Origin of the sequence: Actinocrinis sp. (assembly GCF_035605935.1) — a bacterium.
Lineage (GTDB): Bacteria > Actinomycetota > Actinomycetes > Streptomycetales > Catenulisporaceae > Actinocrinis.
The window spans coordinates 1-17063 of record NZ_DATNGK010000298.1 but is presented as its reverse complement, the minus strand read 5'-3'; the positions used below and the strand labels follow the sequence as shown (position 1 = coordinate 17063).

General features: G+C 67.9%; 16 protein-coding genes and 1 tRNA gene. 10 read left to right on the top strand and 7 right to left on the bottom strand.

Annotated features, from left to right (window positions below):
• Nucleotides 1–108: 108 nt before the first annotated feature.
• Nucleotides 109–885: an endonuclease III gene (nth, locus tag VN779_RS24155; RefSeq protein ID WP_325727225.1), complete on the bottom strand. Its 777-nt coding sequence runs from the start codon at nt 883–885 to the stop codon at nt 109–111.
• A gap of 215 nt (nt 886–1100) precedes the next feature.
• Here nth and VN779_RS24150 point away from each other — a divergent pair, with 215 nt between their 5' ends.
• Nucleotides 1101–1784, top strand: coding sequence for a Crp/Fnr family transcriptional regulator (locus VN779_RS24150; protein ID WP_324841251.1), 684 nt, complete (start codon nt 1101–1103; stop codon nt 1782–1784).
• Between the two features lie 9 nt (nt 1785–1793).
• Here VN779_RS24150 and VN779_RS24145 read toward each other — a convergent pair whose 3' ends face one another.
• From VN779_RS24145 to VN779_RS24135, 3 genes are read right to left on the bottom strand one after another with little or no spacing between them, the layout of a single operon-like run.
• Nucleotides 1794–2567 (bottom strand): MBL fold metallo-hydrolase, encoded by a 774-nt coding sequence (locus tag VN779_RS24145; protein WP_325727223.1) that lies wholly within the window; start codon nt 2565–2567, stop codon nt 1794–1796.
• 59 nt (nt 2568–2626) lie between these two features.
• Nucleotides 2627–3163, bottom strand: coding sequence for a RidA family protein (locus VN779_RS24140; RefSeq protein ID WP_325727218.1), 537 nt, complete (start codon nt 3161–3163; stop codon nt 2627–2629).
• Entirely contained in the window at nt 3163–3321 is a 159-nt protein-coding gene (locus tag VN779_RS24135) for a DUF4177 domain-containing protein (RefSeq protein WP_324841239.1), read from the bottom strand. The genes VN779_RS24140 and VN779_RS24135 overlap by 1 nt, the downstream gene beginning before the upstream one ends.
• A 69-nt stretch (nt 3322–3390) precedes the next feature.
• Between VN779_RS24135 and VN779_RS24130 the strand changes: the two genes are divergently transcribed.
• Together VN779_RS24130 and VN779_RS24125 are read left to right on the top strand one after the other, a co-directional pair.
• A complete protein-coding gene (locus tag VN779_RS24130; RefSeq protein ID WP_325727216.1) occupies nt 3391–4494 on the top strand; it encodes an ArsA-related P-loop ATPase in 1104 nt (367 codons plus the stop codon).
• Nucleotides 4495–4595: 101 nt separating this feature from the next.
• On the top strand, nt 4596–5849 hold the full coding sequence (locus VN779_RS24125; RefSeq protein WP_349260921.1) for an ArsA family ATPase: 1254 nt from the start codon (nt 4596–4598) through the stop codon (nt 5847–5849).
• Nucleotides 5850–6099: 250 nt separating this feature from the next.
• Here the strand turns inward: VN779_RS24125 and VN779_RS24120 are convergent, their stop codons facing one another.
• The gene (locus VN779_RS24120; protein WP_325727227.1) at nt 6100–6435 is read right to left on the bottom strand and encodes a WhiB family transcriptional regulator; all 336 of its coding nucleotides are present in this window, start codon (nt 6433–6435) and stop codon (nt 6100–6102) included.
• A gap of 471 nt (nt 6436–6906) precedes the next feature.
• On the opposite strand from VN779_RS24120, the gene VN779_RS24115 reads away from it, so the two are divergent.
• The gene (locus VN779_RS24115) at nt 6907–9189 is read left to right on the top strand and encodes a transglycosylase domain-containing protein (protein WP_325727212.1); all 2283 of its coding nucleotides are present in this window, start codon (nt 6907–6909) and stop codon (nt 9187–9189) included.
• Nucleotides 9190–9320: 131 nt separating this feature from the next.
• Here the strand turns inward: VN779_RS24115 and VN779_RS24110 are convergent, their stop codons facing one another.
• Entirely contained in the window at nt 9321–9779 is a 459-nt protein-coding gene (locus tag VN779_RS24110) for a GatB/YqeY domain-containing protein (protein WP_325727210.1), read from the bottom strand.
• A gap of 87 nt (nt 9780–9866) precedes the next feature.
• Here VN779_RS24110 and VN779_RS24105 point away from each other — a divergent pair, with 87 nt between their 5' ends.
• The 3 genes from VN779_RS24105 (at nt 9867) to VN779_RS24095 (ending at nt 11590) form a co-directional block, all read left to right on the top strand.
• Nucleotides 9867–10847: a metallophosphoesterase gene (locus tag VN779_RS24105; RefSeq protein WP_325727209.1), complete on the top strand. Its 981-nt coding sequence runs from the start codon at nt 9867–9869 to the stop codon at nt 10845–10847.
• A gap of 71 nt (nt 10848–10918) precedes the next feature.
• Nucleotides 10919–10992, top strand: a tRNA-Pro gene (locus tag VN779_RS24100).
• A 427-nt stretch (nt 10993–11419) separates the two neighbouring features.
• A complete protein-coding gene (locus VN779_RS24095) occupies nt 11420–11590 on the top strand; it encodes a hypothetical protein (RefSeq protein ID WP_325727207.1) in 171 nt (56 codons plus the stop codon).
• Nucleotides 11591–11621: 31 nt separating this feature from the next.
• On the opposite strand, the gene VN779_RS24090 is transcribed toward VN779_RS24095, so the two are convergent.
• Nucleotides 11622–11957, bottom strand: a complete 336-nt coding sequence (locus tag VN779_RS24090; RefSeq protein WP_349260920.1) for a helix-turn-helix transcriptional regulator — start codon at nt 11955–11957, stop codon at nt 11622–11624.
• A gap of 80 nt (nt 11958–12037) precedes the next feature.
• Here VN779_RS24090 and VN779_RS24085 point away from each other — a divergent pair, with 80 nt between their 5' ends.
• The 3 genes from VN779_RS24085 (at nt 12038) to VN779_RS24075 (ending at nt 16449) form a co-directional block, all read left to right on the top strand.
• Complete coding sequence (locus VN779_RS24085; RefSeq protein WP_325727203.1) at nt 12038–12697, top strand: haloacid dehalogenase type II; 660 nt, start codon at nt 12038–12040, stop codon at nt 12695–12697.
• Between the two features lie 866 nt (nt 12698–13563).
• Nucleotides 13564–13749 (top strand): RICIN domain-containing protein, encoded by a 186-nt coding sequence (locus tag VN779_RS24080; RefSeq protein ID WP_325727201.1) that lies wholly within the window; start codon nt 13564–13566, stop codon nt 13747–13749.
• Nucleotides 13750–13761: 12 nt separating this feature from the next.
• Nucleotides 13762–16449 carry an RICIN domain-containing protein gene (locus tag VN779_RS24075; protein ID WP_325727199.1) on the top strand — a complete coding sequence of 896 codons (2688 nt, stop codon included), beginning with the start codon at nt 13762–13764 and terminating at the stop codon, nt 16447–16449.
• The last annotated feature ends 614 nt before the right edge of the window (nt 16450–17063 follow it).

Sequence of the window (17063 nt, the reverse complement as noted above, 5' to 3'; positions counted from 1 at the left end):
TGGGCCGGAAGCCGAGCCAGTTCGTGCCCAGGTCACGTAGTGCTCCGGCGAGCGGGCGCAGCCAGCTCGGCAGTTCTTCAGGCGCGGCCATGATCTCGCCCGCGTCGTTCACGAAGCCACCTTCCGGGCGGCGGCGATCAGCGCCGCCTCGCGTGCGGAGGCAGGCAGAAGCAGCGACTCCGCCTTGATCGGGTCTTGCTCGCCCACCCCGCGCGACGGGCACAGCGCGGCGACTGGGCAGGCGCCGCAGGCCGGCTTGCGGGAGTGACAGACCCGGCGGCCATGGAAGATCAGCCGGTGCGAGAGCATCGTCCACTCCGCCCTGGGAAACAGCGCGCCGACCTCGAACTCGACCTTGACCGGGTCTTCTACCTGAGTCCAGCCGAAGCGTCGGGCGAGTCTGCCGAAGTGCGTATCCACGGTGATGCCTGGAATACCGAACGCGTTACCGAGCACGACGTTCGCAGTCTTGCGGCCGACACCAGGCAGCGTGACCAGCTGTTCGAGAGTGTGCGGTACATCGCCACCGAACTGGTCACGGATGGCGACGGCCAGCCCAAGCAGCGACTTGGCCTTGTTGCGATAGAAGCCGGTCGGCTTGATCAGCTGCTCCAGCTCTGCCGGGTTGGCCGCGGCCATGTCATCGGCGGTGGGGTAACGGGCGAACAGTGCCGGCGTAGTCAGGTTGACGCGCACGTCGGTGGTCTGCGCGGAGAGCACGACAGCGCAGAGGAGCTGGAAGGCCGATTCGAAGTCGAGCTCGCAATGAGCATCGGGATAAATCTCGGCGAGCGCCCGGTTGATCCGCCGTGCCCTGCGCGTGAGAGCCAACGGGGTCTCGTGTGTCTCGGGCGTCTTCTCAGTCGTCTCACCGGCCATGCTCATTCGGCAAGCGTAGATGGTCGGGACGGCTTCGGGGCACGTTACGGTACTCGGCAGGATTGAGGTGTGGCGTTCCCGAGTATGTGAAATAGCGTGTGGTAGGCCACACTGTTCGATGCAGAGGCATAACAGATTGCGGGCCGGCGTCGAGTCACAAGCGCGCGACCGGCGACCAGGACCGCAGGAGAACGGCCGAATGGCCGATGGAGGGTTCGACAGTGGAGGACGTGCTGCGCCGGAGCCCGTTGTTCGCCGCCTTGGATGAAGAGGCGTCCAACTCGCTGCTCAAGTCGATGACGGAGATCGCGCTGAGCCGCGGCGACGCGCTGTTCCACGAGGGCGACCCGGGTGACGCGCTGTACGTGGTCGTCGAGGGCAAGATCAAGCTGGGCCGGTCCTCCGGGGACGGCAGGGAGAACCTGACCGCGGTGCTCGGGCCGGGCGACATGTTCGGCGAGCTCTCGCTGTTCGACCCAGGGCCGCGCACCTCCACCGCGACCGCGCTGACCTCCACCCGGCTGCTCGCGCTCGGGCACACCGAACTTCAGCCGTGGCTCTCGACCCGGCCCGAGGTCGCCCGCGCGCTGCTGCGAGCCATGGCGCGGCGGCTGCGGCGCACCAACGAGACGCTGGCGGACCTGGTGTTCTCGGACGTGCCCGGCCGCGTCGCCAAGGCGCTGCTCGACCTGTCGACCCGGTTCGGCCAGCCCGCCGGGGACGATCAGGAAGGGATCAAGGTCTCGCACGACCTCACCCAGGAAGAATTGGCGCAGCTGGTCGGCGCGTCCCGGGAGACGGTCAACAAGGCCTTGGCGGACTTCGCGCAGCGCGGCTGGATCAAGCTCGAGGCACGTGCGGTTGTGCTGCTCGACACGGTGCGTTTGGCACGGCGCGCGCGATAACCGCTCGGGTTACGCGTCCTTCTTCTCGTCCAGGTATTCGAGCTGCGCGAGTACGGATAGCTCAGCGGCCGGCCACAGGCCGCGATCGACATCGGCGTACACGCGTCGCACGATCTGACGCGCAGTACGGTCTCCGGCATCACGCGCTGCCTGGACTTGGGCGAGGCGTGCAGCCCGGTGGGTGAGGTAGAAATCGACTGCCGCGCGCGGGTTGGCGACCACTGGTCCATGTCCGGGCAGGATCACGCCGACGGCTGCCGATTCGGTCATCCGCCGGATATGCGTGAGCGAGTCAATGTAGTCCGCGAGACGCCCGTCAGGGTGCGCGACCACCGTCGTACCGCGGCCTAGGACGGTGTCGCCGGTCAACAGTGCGTGGTCGGCCGGGATGAGGAACGAAAGCGAGTCGCCGGTATGGCCCGGCGTCGCGATCACGCGCACTTCGAGGCCGCCGACGGTCAGCACGTCGCCATCGTCGAGCCCTTCCGAGCCAAGCCGCCGCTGGGGGTCGAGCGCACGCACCGGAGCGCGGGTCAACGCCCCGAGCTGTCCGGCGACTTCCGCGTGATCCGGGTGACCATGCGTCAGGAGGATCGAGGCGACACGCGCTCCAGCTTTCTGCACGACATCGCGAATTGATTTGATATGTCTTATATGTACCGGCCCTGGGTCGACGACGACCGCCTCGGTTGATCCCGGTTCGATCAGCACCCAGGTGTTGGTGCCGTCGAGCGTCATCGGCGAGGGGTTCGGGGCCAGCACCAGCGTGGCGCGCGGCGTCACCGGCCCGGAGACGACCTGACCCGGACCAGACGGGCCCAAACCGCTGCCGGCCCCGGGGATCAGGCCACCCCGTCCGGCGCGCGGGTGTCGGGAGCGCTGTCGACCTCGAAGCTGTCGATCTCGACCGTCAGCTCCACCTCCACCGGAGCGTCCAGCGGCAGCACCGCGACGCCGACCGCGGAACGCGCGTGCGCGCCGGCCTCGCCGAAGACCTTGCCCAGCAGCTCGCTCGCGCCATTGATCACGGCGGGCTGACCAGTGAAGCCCGGCGCGGAGGCGACGAAACCGACGACCTTCACCACGCGGCGAACCCGGGACAGCTCCCCGATCTCGGACTTGACCGCGGCCAGCGCGTTGAGGGCGCAACGCTCGGCGAGTTGCTTGGCTTCCTCGGCGCTGACCTCCGCGCCGACCTTGCCGGTCGCCGAAAGCTTGCCGTCGATCGTGGGCAGCTGTCCCGAGGTGAACACCAGCGAGCCGGATCGCGTGGCCGGAACATACGCGGCCACCGGCTTGGCCACCGCGGGCACGGCCAGTCCGAGCTGGGCCAGCCGCTCCTCGGGCGTGGCGGCCGTGGCCTCGCCGAGCGCGGTCACTACTGCTTCTCCCGCTTCATGTACGCCACCAGTTGCTCGGGGTTCGGCCCCGGGACCACTTGCACCAGCTCCCAGCCGTCCTGGCCCCAGTTGTCCAGGATCTGCTTTGTCGCGTGCACCAGCAACGGCACGGTCACGTACTCCCACTGTTTCGCCATGGCCAGAGCCTAACGGGTAGGCAGGTGGCGCAGCGCCCCTATACGCGGCGGGAGGTTAGGCTCGTTCCCGTGACGAATGCAGCCGAGGCGCGCCGCGCGAAGCCGGACTGGCCCGCCGTCCGCCTGCACGTGGTCACCGGCAAGGGCGGCACGGGCAAGACGACCGTCGCGGCGGCCCTGGCGCTGGCTCTGGCAGCTGGCGGGAAACGGCCGGGCGATCGACGGGTTCTGCTGGTGGAGGTGGAGGGGCGGCAGGGGCTCGCGCAGCTCTTCGACGCCGAGCCGGTCGCGTATGAGGAGCGGCGGGTCGCGGTCACGCCGGACGGCGGCGAGGTTTGGGCCCAGTCCCTTGATGCCGAGCAGGCGCTGCTCGAATACCTCGACATGTTCTACAAGCTCGGCCCTGCGGCGCGCGCGCTGCGCCGGTTCGGTGCGATCGACTTCGCGACGACTATCGCGCCGGGGATCCGTGACGTGCTGCTGACTGGTAAGACGTGCGAGGCGGTACGGCGTCGGGCCAGCCATACGCACGCCGGGCATGGCCAAAGCGGTCACGGGCACGGTGCGCAGCACGGACATGACCGGACTAAGCAGCCGCAGGATCGAGTTTTCGACTACGACGCAGTGGTCATGGACGCGCCGCCGACTGGGCGTATCACCCGGTTCCTGAACGTGAACTCGGAGGTCTCCGGGCTCGCGCGGGTCGGCCCGATCCGCAATCAGGCCGACGCGGTGATGCGGGTGCTCACCAGCGCGCAGACCGCGGTGCACTTCGTCACGCTGCTGGAGGAGATGCCCGTGCAGGAGACGCTGGACGGCTTCGCCGAGCTGCGCGCCGCCGGACTGCCGACCGGCGGGGTGATGGTGAATCAGGCGCGTCCCGTGGTGCTGCCCGAGGACCGGCTGAAGAAGGCGGCGCAGCCGGGCGGCCTTGATCTCGCGGAGCTGGAGGCCGGGCTCGCTCCGGTCGGCCTGGCCGACCCGGAGGTAGTCACGGCGCTGTCCGAGCTGGCCACCGAGCACGCGCAACGCGTGCTGTTGGAGGCGGGGCAGCGCGAGGAGCTGAGCGCCACCGAGGCCCCGATGTACGAGTTGCCGCTGCTGACCGATGGCATCGACCGGGTCGGCCTCGATCTGCTGGCTGCTCAGTTGCGTCGGCAGGGGGCGGCGTGAGCGGCGACAGGGCGAACGGGAATGGCGTGAAACGGGGCCGTGCAGAACGAGACGGTGTGGAACAAGCCGGCGTGGAAGAAGCCGGCGTGGAAGAAGCCGGTGTGCAGGATGGTGCGACCGGATCCGGCGCCCAGGACACGGCCGGGCATCTGAATCTGGACCGGCTGCTGGACGCGCCGGAGACCAAGATCGTGGTGTGCTGTGGCTCCGGCGGTGTCGGCAAGACGACCACGGCCGCGGCGTTCGCGTTGCGCGCGGCGGAGCGTGGCCGCGACGTGGTGGTGCTCACCATCGACCCGGCGCGGCGGCTGGCGCAGTCGCTCGGGCTCACTGAGCTGGACAACACTCCGCGCGAGGTGGCCGGGATCGACCGGTCGAAGGGCGGCAGGCTGCACGCGATGATGCTCGACATGAAGCGGACCTTCGACGAGATCGTGCTCGATCACGCGGATCCGCAGCGGGCCGAGCAGATCCTGGCTAACCCCTTCTATCAGTCGCTGTCCGCGAGCTTCGCCGGCACGCAGGAATACATGGCGATGGAGAAGCTCGGGCAGCTGCGCGCACGCGGCGAGTGGGACCTGATCGTGGTGGACACGCCGCCGAGCCGCTCCGCGCTGGACTTCCTGGACGCCCCGGAGCGCCTCGGCTCCTTTCTCGACGGCCGGCTGATCAGGATCCTGTCGGCGCCCGCGAAGGTGGGCGGCCTTGGCGCGTTCAAGCTGCTGACCGGCGGGGTCAGCCTGGTGACCGGCGCGCTGGGCAAGATCCTCGGTTCGACGCTGCTGGGCGAGGTGCAGTCCTTCGTCGCCGCGCTGGACACCATGTTCGGTGGTTTCCGCGAGCGGGCCGAGCGGACGTATCAGCTGTTGCAGACCGAGGGGACCGCGTTCGTCGTGGTCGCCGCGCCGGAGCCGGACGCGCTGCGTGAGGCCTCTTATTTCACGCGGCGGCTGGCCACGGACAAGATGCCGCTGGCCGGACTGGTACTCAACCGGGTGCACCGGCCGCAAGCGGACATCACCGCGGAGCGGGCGCTGGCCGCGGCCGAGGAGCTGACCAACGGTAAGGCCGGGAAGCGCACGACGCGCAAGAACGCGGCCGGGGCGAATGGAGCAGCCAAGGGCAACGGCGCCGAGGCGCCGCTGTCAGCGACTGAGGAGGCGCAGGCCGCGCAGTTGGCGGCCGCGTTGTTGCGGCTGCACGCGGAGCGCGTTGTGCAGTCGCGTCGAGAACACCGGTTGACCGGCCGCTTTCTGGCCAGCCATCCCGGCATCGCGATGCTCGAACTGCCCGCGCAGGCGGAGGACATCCACGACCTGGACGGCCTGCGCGAGATCATCGCGCGTTCGGCTTGACGGCGGTGGCGGCGCGGTGCCGCCTGCGATCCGGCTGGAGGGTGGAGAGCCGGTCGGAAGCCTTACCGACAATCGTGGATCGTCAGTGGCCGTCAGTCCGTGGTCCGTTCGGGACGTCGAATGCCAGGACACCGTCCGTTCCGACGGCGCGGGCACAGTTCGTACCTCGTGGTGCTCTTACGCTGCTCGCCGAAACGTCGTCGCGACGGGACGCCGTTGAGCAGCGCGGCCAACAGAAGCGGGCAGCGGCTCAGCCGCCGGCGGTGAACACCGTCGGGCGCTGTCGCGAAAGGTACGCCTCGCGCTTGCCCTCAAGCACCTTGCGCCACGAGCGCACATCGGGCCGGCGCCGCAACAGCGCCCGCCGCTCACGCTCGGTCATCCCGCCCCACACGCCGAACTCGACTCGGTTGTCGAGCGCGTCCGCGAGGCATTCGGTGCGCACCGGACACGCCGCACACACCGTCTTCGCCCGGTTCTGCGCGGCGCCCTGGACGAACAGCTCGTCGGGGTCCATGCCCCGGCACGCAGCCGCTATCGTCCAGTCCTCCACCCAGTTCCTGACCGCGGTCGCCGCGGCGGTCATCACGTTCACTGACTCTTCACTCTCCGACCCTGCCATCATCTCCGGTGCCGTCCTCTCAGCATCGAGGCTCCCCCAACGGCGGCCGGCACACCGCTCGATCCGTCGACACCGCCACGGCGCGCAACCCATTCGCGACCGCGACAGCACCACGTATCGTCCGGAATGACCGGCACGACATCCGCACTTGTCGCACTAGCCTTGCCACTTCCGGCCAATGACCCAGACTCATCGGCCGCCCTGCCGCCGGAGCGATCGACTCCCGAGATGCGCCCGCACGTAGGGCACTGTCCGCGAAGAGATCTCTTCAGCTAGCACGACATTACGGATAACCATCAGCACTCGACAGTCCCCGAACTGGTCAATCTGGTATGGCCCGTCCGGACTACGTCGCTTGTAGCAACTGGGCCACAGATTCGACGGCAGCCGCCCTGCCCTCCCCGGCACTCAGGGACGGACCGTACCCTGGTCCGCATGGTTACGGGACGTACTGGTTATTCCGGAGCGAGCGGCGTCGGGCGACTGATATCGCACCTCGGCACGTTCGTGATGGTCAGCGCCCTGGCCGGGGTTCTGATCGCTGGCCTGACGCTGCCCTTCGTGGGCAGCTTCGGACTGAGCGCCAAGGCCGCCTCGGACCATTTCGAGGACCTGCCGAGCGACTTCGAGACGCCGACCCTGCCACAGCGCACCAAGATCCTCGCGGACGACGGGTCCGTGATCGCGTACACGTGGGGCGACTTCGGCAATCGCGTCGTAGTCCCGATGGCGCAGATCAGTCCGAACATGCCGCACGCGATTGTGGCGATTGAGGACATCCGCTACTACCAGCACGGCGGCATTGACATTAAGGGCACGCTGCGCGCCCTAGTCAACAACTCGTCAGGCGGTAATACGCAGGGTGGATCCTCCATCGCCCAGCAGCTCGTGAAGAACGAACTGCTGCTGGAAGCGGGCACCGACAAGAAGCAGCAGCAGGCCGCGATCGCGGATACGTTCTCCCGCAAGCTCACCGAGCTCAAGTACGCCATCGCCGTGGAGAAGACGCTCAGCAAGGATCAGATCCTGGAGCGTTACCTCAACCTGGTCTACTTCGGCAACGGTGCCTATGGCGTCGAGGCGGCCGCGGAGCGTTATTTCTCCACCAGCGCCGCGAAGCTGACCGTCCCGCAGGCCGCGCTGATGGCCGCGGTGGTGAACAGCCCGACGGAGTTCGACCCGTTCGCGCACCCGGCGGACGCGCTCAAGCGCCGCAACATCGTGCTGCAGGACATGGCGAACTCCTCGCTGAACTACATCACTCCGGCGCAGGCTGAACAGTACGAGAAGACGCCGCTCGGCTTGGCCCCGACCTCGCTGAAGGATGGCTGCATCACGGCGGACGGTTCGGCGAAGTTCTTCTGCAACTACGTCTACAACACGTTCATCGAGAGCTCGGCGTACGGCAAGACGCAGGCGGACCGCGTCGCGCTGTGGCAGCGTGGCGGACTGACAATCCAGACCACGATGAGTGTGAAGGATGAGAAGTCGGCGGATGCCGCGATCGCCAAGCGCGTGTACGCATCGGACTTCACGAAGAAGGACATCGCGTCCGCGCTGGTGATGGTCGAACCAGGAAGCGGTCAGATCAAGGCGATGGCCCAGTCGGTGCCGATGGGTAACGCCGCGGGCCAGACGTTCATCAATCTGTCGGCCGACAAGGCACACAACGGAACCAACGGCTTCCAGGCCGGCTCGTCATTCAAGATCTTCGTCGGCTTGGCCGCGCTCGAACAGGGCGTCAACCCAAACCAGATGATCGACGCCCCCGCGACGATCGATGACGCCGGCACGCAGTTCGCGGCGTGCGCGGGCAGCCAGACGCAGGTGCTTTGGCCGCCAGACGAGCCGGCGAGCGGCAAGTATGCGCCGTCCAACGACGACCACACTGACTACCACACGGCAATGCCTAACGCGTTCGCCCAGTCCATCAACACCTACTTCCTCCGGATGGAAGAGCAAACCGGCCTGTGCAAGCCGGCGCAGATCGCCGAGTCGATGGGTGTCACGCAGGACAACGACAACGCAACCGGCAAATCACTGATGCAGGTGCCGGCATTCACGCTTGGCGTCAACCCGATCACGCCCGTGGAGATGGCGAGTGCGTACGCCACGGTCGCGGCGCAGGGCACCTACTGCGTGCCTTATGTGATCACGCAGGTGACCGATGTGTCGGGTAAGAGCTATGGCGGCCAGAACAAGAGCTGCCGTCAGGTTCTCGACCCGAACATCGCCAACGAGCTGACCTCGATGCTCCAGGGCGTCGTGCAGTCCGGCACCGCGGCGGGCGCGGTCCCGCTGAGCGACACCCGTCCGATCGCCGGCAAGACCGGTACGACCGACCAAAGCATCGCGACCTGGTTCGACGGCTACACGCCGCAGCTGGCCGCGGCGACCTGGACCGGCTTCATCAAGTGGAACGACAAGACGAAGCTGGAGAACCTCAAGATCGGCCCGACGTACTACCCGGGCCAGGTGTTCGGTGCCTCGATCTCAGCGCCGACCTTCAACGACGCGATGGCCGGTGCGCTGGCCGGATCGCCGGTGGTGGGCTTCACCGCGCCGACCGGGTTCGACACCCCGACCCAGGGCGGCAACGGTAGCGGGAATGGAAATGGCAACGGCGGCTTCGTCGGCGGCGGATTCCTTGGCGGGATACTCGGCGGCACCAATGGCGGCAATGGGAACGGAAACGGAAACGGCGGCAAGGGCCACTAGCTGACCTCGCGTCAGGCCTGCCCGTCCTGGCCCAGCCCCCGACCCCCGATCTTCCATCCCTGCGGCAGCGACTAAGCGGCGGCGGATACCAGCTCAAGAAGCTGGTATCCGCCGCCGCTTTTCCTGCGTTGCTATCCCAGCGCCGACTTGACCTCCGCAGCCACCCGGCCGCCCTCAGCCCGCCCCGCGATCTTCGGCGTCACCGCCTTCATCACAACGCCCATCGACTTCGGCCCGACCGCTCCGGTCTCCGCGATGGCGTCCGCGACCAGCGCCTTCAGCTCGTCGTCGGTCAGCTGGGCCGGAAGGTAGCCGGAAAGCACCTCGCCCTCGGCCCGCTCACGCGCCGCCTGCTCGTCCCGCCCCGCGCCCGCGAACGCCTCAGCGGCCTCGCGCCGCTTCTTCACCTCGCGGGTGAGCACGGTGACCGTCTCCGGCTCGGAGAGCGAGCGCGCGACAGACCCGGCGACCTCCTCGTTGGTGATCGCGGTCAGCGCCATCCGCAGCGTGGCGGCACGCAACTCGTCGCGGCCCTTGATCGCCGTGGTGAGGTCTGCGCGCAGTCGTTCCTTGAGCGTCGTCGTGGTCATGTGCCTAGCGTGTCACGAAGCCGAACCGAATCGCACGGCGGTTCTGCGCACGCAGTGCGAGGACGACGACGCCGATAGACTTGGCCGATGCGCCGATCGATCTCCATCCCGCTGGGCATCATGGCCGCCGGTACCGCCGGACTCGCCTACGCGGCGGGAGTCGAGGTCAACGTCTACCGGCTGCGCCGCTTCAGCATCCCGTTGCTCGCGCCGGAAGCGCAGCCGCTCAGGATCCTGCAACTCTCGGACATTCACATGGTCCCCGGCCAGCGCCGCAAGCAGGCGTGGCTGCGGTCTCTGGCCGACCTCGCCCCTGACCTTGTGGTCAACACCGGCGACAACCTTTCGCATCCGGACGCGATCCCCGAGGTCATCAGCACCCTGGAACCGCTGATGGCGCTGCCCGGCGTGTTCGTGCTCGGATCGAATGACTATTACCAGGCCAGTCGCCTCAATCCGACGAAATACCTGCGGCCCGGCGACCGCTCTCACGCGCCGCGCCGCAAGCGCGCCGAGAACGACTGGCCAGCCCTGCAAGCCGCGTTCACCAAGGCGGGCTGGCTGGACATGACGAACACGCGCGCGAGTCTCGACGTGCCCGGGCATGGCGCGCTCAACTTCGTCGGCGTCGACGACCCGCACGTCCGCCGGGACCGCTATCCCGAGTTGCATGACGACGACGGCAACAGTGGCGGCGACGACCGTCGTGACGGCCACGGTGACCACGCTGGCGACGGCGAGGGCGAGCAGCGCGATGACGCGTTGACCATCGGCGTCACCCACGCCCCCTACGTGCGCGTCCTTGATGCGATGACCACTGAGGGCATCCCGCTGATCCTCGCGGGCCACACACACGGCGGCCAGCTCTGCGTGCCCTTTTACGGCGCCCTGGTGACGAACTGCGACCTGGACCGCGCGCGGGCGAAGGGCTTGCACACGCACTCGGCTGGCGGCCACACAGCGCACCTGCACGTATCCGCCGGCTGCGGCACTTCCCGCTACGCGCCGGTCCGCTTCGCCTGCCCGCCGGAAGCCTCGCTGATCACTCTGCTGCCACGCGCCAGCTGACCTCGCGGCGAGCCGCCAACCAAAGGATTTCCGCGATTCACCTCCGCTCGGCTAGACTGACCGAGCATCACCGGGGTGTAGCGCAGCTTGGCAGCGCGCTTCGTTCGGGACGAAGAGGTCGTGGGTTCAAATCCCGCCACCCCGACACGGTATAAATGCAGGTCAGCGGCCGTTTTCCGAGATCGGAAGACGGCCGCTGGCATGCGTTCGCCCGGCCAATGCCCGCAGATCTGACAGGCCGACAGGCCGCACCGAGCGGCTGATCCAGGCGATTGCCCACGTCCTTCGCAATTTGAACCACTTCCGTTCTGCGAATCTGCGAAAACGCAGCGAGCGTGCGTGGCAGGCGTCGCGGCCCCGGCGAAACTTCTTACACACGGCCTAAGCGCGACCGATGCACGGCTGAGAGCGCCGTGATGCTCCCGCTGCGTGGCCTGATCCGCGCTCTGGCGCTGGGCAAAAACGGCATCGCGTCCGACCTGAGCCAGTAGTTCGACAACGGTCTTCCCAGTCATGCAGGCCAGGCGCCCACCGCGGCGGACGCGGCGCTCGAACGCCCGCACGTGCGGATCATGGACTTCTCCGGCCGTCCGATGAAGGGCATGGTGTTCGTCGGGCCCGGCGCACTCGACGACGATCAGCTGACCGGATGGGTGCGCGGCGCGCTGGACTTCGTGGGCGCCCTGCCGCCGAAAGCGAAAGACGGGCCGAGCAAGGTGCGCCGGTCGACCGCGAGGTCGTGACCGGGACCGAGATCGGAGCCGAGCGGGGTGGTCAGGCCTCTACTGTTCCCGGGTCCAGGGTGACGATCAGTTCGAGCAGGCCTGGGAAGTGGCGGGCGATTTCGTCGCGGCGCAGACGCACGAAGGTGCCGTTGCCGGCGTCGCGCTGCCGGATCAATCCCGCCTCGCGCAGTACGCGCCAATGGTGAGTGCGCGTCGATTTGGCCACCGGCAGGGCGAAGGACGCACATGCCCGCTCCGCGCCGTGCTCGCCGTTCGCCAACTGCACGACCACTGCCCGGCGCAGCGGATCGGCCAGTGCCGAGAGCACCGTGCCGAGTTCGACGTCTTCCATCGGCGGGCAGGGGAATTCTCCGGTCACGCGCATCACCTCCAGGTCATGGTACGACATCTCTCGTACCTTTGAGGTACGGTGGACGTCGTACCTCTGGAGCGAAGGGATTCACGGTGCTGTTCGTCTTCGATGTCAACGAGACCCTGCTGGACCTCGCGGCCCTCGACCAGCCGTTCGCGGAGCTGACCGGCACGCCAGCCGCCCGCGGTGAATGGTTCGACCTGTTGATCCACACCGCGCTCACATTCACCGCGGCCGACGGCTACCAGGACTTCGCCCACCTTGCCGGTGAGTGCCTCGCCACGGTCGCGCAGGCACATGGCCGCGTCGCCTCCGACGAGCAGCGTCGCGCGATCCTCAGCGCGCTGCGGTCGCTGCCCGCTCACCCGGATGTCCCCGGCGGGTTGGGCCGGCTGCGCGATGCGGGGCACCGCCTGGTGGCGCTGACCAACTCACCGCTTGCCACCGCTCGCGCGCAACTCGAGCACGCGGGCATCGCCGACCGATTCGAGCGGGTCTTCTCGGCCGAGGCGGCCAACGCCCTCAAACCCGCACCCGCGGCCTACCGGCTCGTCATCGACGCGCTCGGGATCGAGCCGGCCGATGCGGTCATGGTTGCCGCGCACGACTGGGACATCGCGGGCGCCCAGGCCGCCGGGCTGCGCACCGCGTTTCTCGCCCGTCCCGGTCACCGGCCCCTGCCCGCCACGCCCGCGCCCACCTGGACGGCGCCCGACCTCGGCGCGCTGGCCACAGCGGTCCGCACCACCTGAGATGCATAGGTGCGGTCAGCGGCGCTCTACGTGTGGCCAGCGAGATACCGGCCGACCCGATGCGAGCGCGCAGACGCTGCGTGTCGTACCCGCCGGGATCGAAGCGCGCATCGGCCAGGATCAGCTCCGCCAGCGCGCGCGGAACGTCCGCGATCTGCGCGACCGTTCGGTGTCGCCGCCAGCGCGGGCTACCGCCCAGGCGACGCGCATCCGCTCACTCGGTTGGCGGTCATCGTCACGCGGCGATTGCCCCCCGGCGGGATCGAGGGCGCCTGCCGCCATCCGGTCGCCGGCACACCGGACATCACCGCAGCCCGCTGGTCACCGGCCGGCGTCGAAGCCGCCCTCAAACCCCGCGCCCCAACCTCCAACGCAGACATCGAGTCATGCCGGGCCCACCACCTGGGTCGAGAACGCCAGCGCACCCACCGGTCCCGCTACCGGCTCGCAGCATGACCATTGAGGACACCCGCATCATCCGCGCCCACGCCAGGTGGCTTGCTGCCGCCCCTGGAACTGAGGGCATGGGATGTCAACCGTGCTTGGCGGCATACCAGGAAAGGAGGCTGATCAATCGGACCTCCGTGCGTATGGGGCGGAAAGTTTCACCGGGCGGCGACCGGCGGCGCACAGAGTCGAACGTCGAATCGATTCGAAAGGCAATGGTCAGCTACTTCGCGAAAAGCTGTTGATCTTCAGCGGGTCCCGGCGAACCTAAGCCGATCCTTGCGTGCTCGCCGATGTCCTGCCATCTTCATCCACGCGGTCCGACAGCTCGTGTACACATCCCATCTCTTCTCGGCAAGCCGTGCGCCTGCCTGACCGCGTGGGCGGTGAACGGTGCGCAAGTCCTGAGGGGGTGCGTCATGCGGTGGCAGAGGTCGTGCAACGGCCAGCAGAACCAGCAATGCACGGTGCACCCCAACGACACCATCACCGGCAACAAATCAGGGCTCTGTCTTGACGCCACCGGCGCGGGGACGGCCAACGGCACGCCGCTGCAGCTGTGGACCTGCAACGGCGGCAGTAGCCAGAAGTGGACCTTACGGTAGGAGGCTCGTTCCATGCCCGCTTCGGACTCGATCCCAGAGCACCAGCACCAGCCCACGCGTCGACGGCTGTTAGCCACCGGCGTGGGTGCGGCCGCCGCGTTCGGCCTGCCGCGCTTCGCCCCCGCGGCTTCTGCGGCTTCTGCGACCTCTGCGAACGCCGGTGCCCGCAGCTACGCCGCGACTGGCGCCGCCGTCGCGTCCGTCGACCTGTCCGGGTCGTGGAGTTTCACCCCGGCCGGCCAGGGCACGACGTCGATCATGGTGCCCGGGGGCGGCTGGTACAAGCAGGGCTTCACGAATGTGGGCGAGGCGGTGTACTCGCGCAGCATCACCGTGCCGGACTCGGGGCAGCCGCAGTCGGTGTGGATCGAGTTCGGCGTGGTGAACCACCAGGCGACGCTGTCGGTGGACGGGCGCGTGGTCGGCACCCAGACCACCGCTTTCACCCCCTCGAAGTTCGACATCACCGCGTACGTGACGCCCGGTTCCACGCACACGATCAGCGTGGACGTCAAAGGTCGCAATGCGCTGAAGACCTCGTCCGGCAACTATCTGGTGCCTGTCGCCGCCGACTGGTGCGAAGCGGTCCCTCAGGGCATCTTCCGCTCCGCGTTCCTGCAGGTGTATCCGGCGGTCTACGTCAGCGACGCGTTTGTGCGTACCTCGGTGGCCAACCAGAGCCTCACCTACGACGTGTCGGTGACCAATACCTCGGGCAGCTCGCGCTCGGTGACGCTGACCGGTTCGCTCGCCTCCGACAACGGCACATCGTTCAGCTACCCGACACTGCCGAGCGCGACCGTCACGGTGGCCGCGCACTCGACCGCGAAGGTGACGGTCGGTCCGGTGGCCTGGAACCTCGGCACCACCTCCTACTGGTGGCCGAACGTGCCCTATCGCTCCGGCTACCGTGCCCAGCTGCACGATCTATCCGTGCACGCATCCACCGACGACGGGCACACCAGCGATGCCACCTACCGGTTCGGATTCCGGGAGTTCACGCAGAACGGCGCGTACTACTACCTCAACGGCATCCGGGCGAACCTGCGCGGCGACAACCTTCAAGGCGCCGACTACGACCGGGTCAACAACGGCGGCGTGGGCGACGCCTACGACACGCTGCCCGGCTTCCTGCCGCCGTCGGGCACCAACGGCGGCTGGCCGCAGGCGGTGGACAACTACCAGCGGCTGAACTACAACGTGGTGCGCATCCACCAGGAGCCGGCCAGCCCCTACATGCTCGACGTGGCCGATCAGATGGGCCTGATGATCATCGACGAGACCGCGATCCGCGGCTCCAACAACACCCAGGACTTCGTCGCCGGACACGACAACATGGTCAACCACGCGCGCGCACTGGTGCTGCGCGACCGCAACCACCCCGCGGTCATCCGCTGGAGCCAGGCCAACGAGCCGAACGGCAGCAGCTTCGACTCTCAGCAGTTCGAGCAAGACCTGTACGCGGCGATGAACGGCAACGACGGCACCCGGCCGATCAGCGTCGACGCGGGTGTCGGCGCCTCACCGAACCAGTACCCGAACATGACATACGCCAACTTCAACATCGTGCCGCACTACCTGGACGGCTTCGGCCACTACGGCTCGCAGCTCTGGTCCGGGACCGGCCGCCCCCTCGGCGACGGTGAGTACATCTGGCCCGCCTGCAATACGAAGCAGGGTTTTGAGTGGTTCGCCACGTCCACGGCCGCCAAGCGCGGCAAGGACGCCAGCGACCTGCGCCCCTACACGCTGCTGTCCGCCTGGGCCGGGTTCGTGCCCGGTGTTCGGAGCACCGACTTCACCCCCGAAGAAGGCGGGCACCCGATCTACGGCGCCGACAACCTGACCGACCCCTGGAGCAACCCGCAGATCCAGCGGATCCAGGCCGCCTTCAACCCGATCGCCGCCCTGGACCTGCCCTACTGGTCGGCCTCCGGCGTCTCGGACTCCAACGGCGACTTCCCGCTCAGCTCAGCAGTGCCCTCATACGCCTACGGCAGCACCGTGACACGGAGCATCACCGTCTTCAACGACGACTTCACCAGCACCTCCGTCGGCTTCACCTGGACGGCGCACCTGGACCAGCCCACCGGCACGGTCATCGCCACCGGCAGCGTGACCCTCGCCATCCCGCTCGGCTCCCGCATCACCCAACAGGTCACCTTCACCGCCCCGGCTTCCGGCTCGCGGATCTACCTGGTGCTGTCCACCACCAAGTCCGGCACCACCACCTTCACCGACGCGGCCGAATACTTCACCCTGGCCGGCGGCTCCAGCGGCGGCCCCACACCGGGGACGTACCACATCGTCAACCGCAACAGCGGCAAGCCCCTCGCCATCGCTGGCAACTCCACCGCGGACGGCGCCAAGGCCGTCCAGCAGACCGGCGGCGCAGCGTGGACCATCGCCACTACATCGGGCGGCGCCTACACCCTGACCTACACGGTCACCGGCAAGGTGCTCGACGTCAACGGTGGCTCCTCCGCCGCGGGATTGCAGCTGCAACAGTGGACCAGCAACGGCGGCACCAACCAGCAGTGGTACCTGAAGCCCACCGGCGACGGTTACTACACCATCGTCAGCCACGACAGCGGACTGGTCGCGGACGTGTACGGCCGCTCGACCAGCGACGGAGCACAAGTCGTGCAATGGACCGCCAACGGAGGCACCAACCAACAGTGGCAGCTGGTGCCAAGCTAAAGAAGCTAAGGAAAGGACAGCAGAAAGCCGCCAGACTCGCGCAAGAAAAACAGGAGACTGATACCCCGGGAGTCTGGCCGGCCGTCCTCGACGAGGCGCGGCCCCGATGCCGTCGCCCCGTGGCCGCGGATGATGTGGGTGTCCGGGTCTGTAAAGCTATCGGCTCTGTCGCACTTTCGGTGGTGACGCTGCGTCGACACTTGGCATCATGAGCCGTGCATGATGTCAGCGACCTTATTGGCGTGGTTTTCTCGGGGCTGTCGCCGCTGGTCATCGAGGAGGTGACGGGCGAGGAAGACCGGATCGTGGTGCGAGCGCGTACGCCCGGCGGGCCGGTGGCCTGTCCCGGGTGCGGCGCGAAGACGGTGCGAGTGCCAGCTTTGCCTCGGCGTGCTGCCAGGCTTAGTCGGCTTGCCGCTCGGTGCTGTAGGTGACTGCTGATCGCTCGTGGCCGCGGTGGTCTCGCCACCATGCTTGGTAGCGGATCTTGCCGTCGTCGTTGATACGTTCTTTCGTCTAGCCCATCTACGCCCCTTTTTGATCGATGCCCGCTCACTGCCCGCAGACCATCGCGAACTTTCACGAACCTCGACCGACCATCGCGGAACCTTGAT

Excerpts from the sequence above, each read along its gene's own strand:
- VN779_RS24120 (WP_325727227.1), bottom strand. The coding sequence starts at position 6,435 with ATGACCGCCGCGGCGACCGCGGTCAGGAACTGGGTGGAGGACTGGACG.
- nth (WP_325727225.1), bottom strand. The coding sequence starts at position 885 with ATGAGCATGGCCGGTGAGACGACTGAGAAGACGCCCGAGACACACGAG.
- VN779_RS24095 (WP_325727207.1), top strand. The coding sequence starts at position 11,420 with ATGGACTTCTCCGGCCGTCCGATGAAGGGCATGGTGTTCGTCGGGCCC.
- VN779_RS24110 (WP_325727210.1), bottom strand. The coding sequence starts at position 9,779 with ATGACCACGACGACGCTCAAGGAACGACTGCGCGCAGACCTCACCACG.
- VN779_RS24090 (WP_349260920.1), bottom strand. The coding sequence starts at position 11,957 with ATGCGCGTGACCGGAGAATTCCCCTGCCCGCCGATGGAAGACGTCGAA.
- VN779_RS24115 (WP_325727212.1), top strand. The coding sequence starts at position 6,907 with ATGGTTACGGGACGTACTGGTTATTCCGGAGCGAGCGGCGTCGGGCGA.
- VN779_RS24105 (WP_325727209.1), top strand. The coding sequence starts at position 9,867 with ATGCGCCGATCGATCTCCATCCCGCTGGGCATCATGGCCGCCGGTACC.
- VN779_RS24075 (WP_325727199.1), top strand. The coding sequence starts at position 13,762 with ATGCCCGCTTCGGACTCGATCCCAGAGCACCAGCACCAGCCCACGCGT.
- VN779_RS24080 (WP_325727201.1), top strand. The coding sequence starts at position 13,564 with ATGCGGTGGCAGAGGTCGTGCAACGGCCAGCAGAACCAGCAATGCACG.
- VN779_RS24135 (WP_324841239.1), bottom strand. The coding sequence starts at position 3,321 with ATGGCGAAACAGTGGGAGTACGTGACCGTGCCGTTGCTGGTGCACGCG.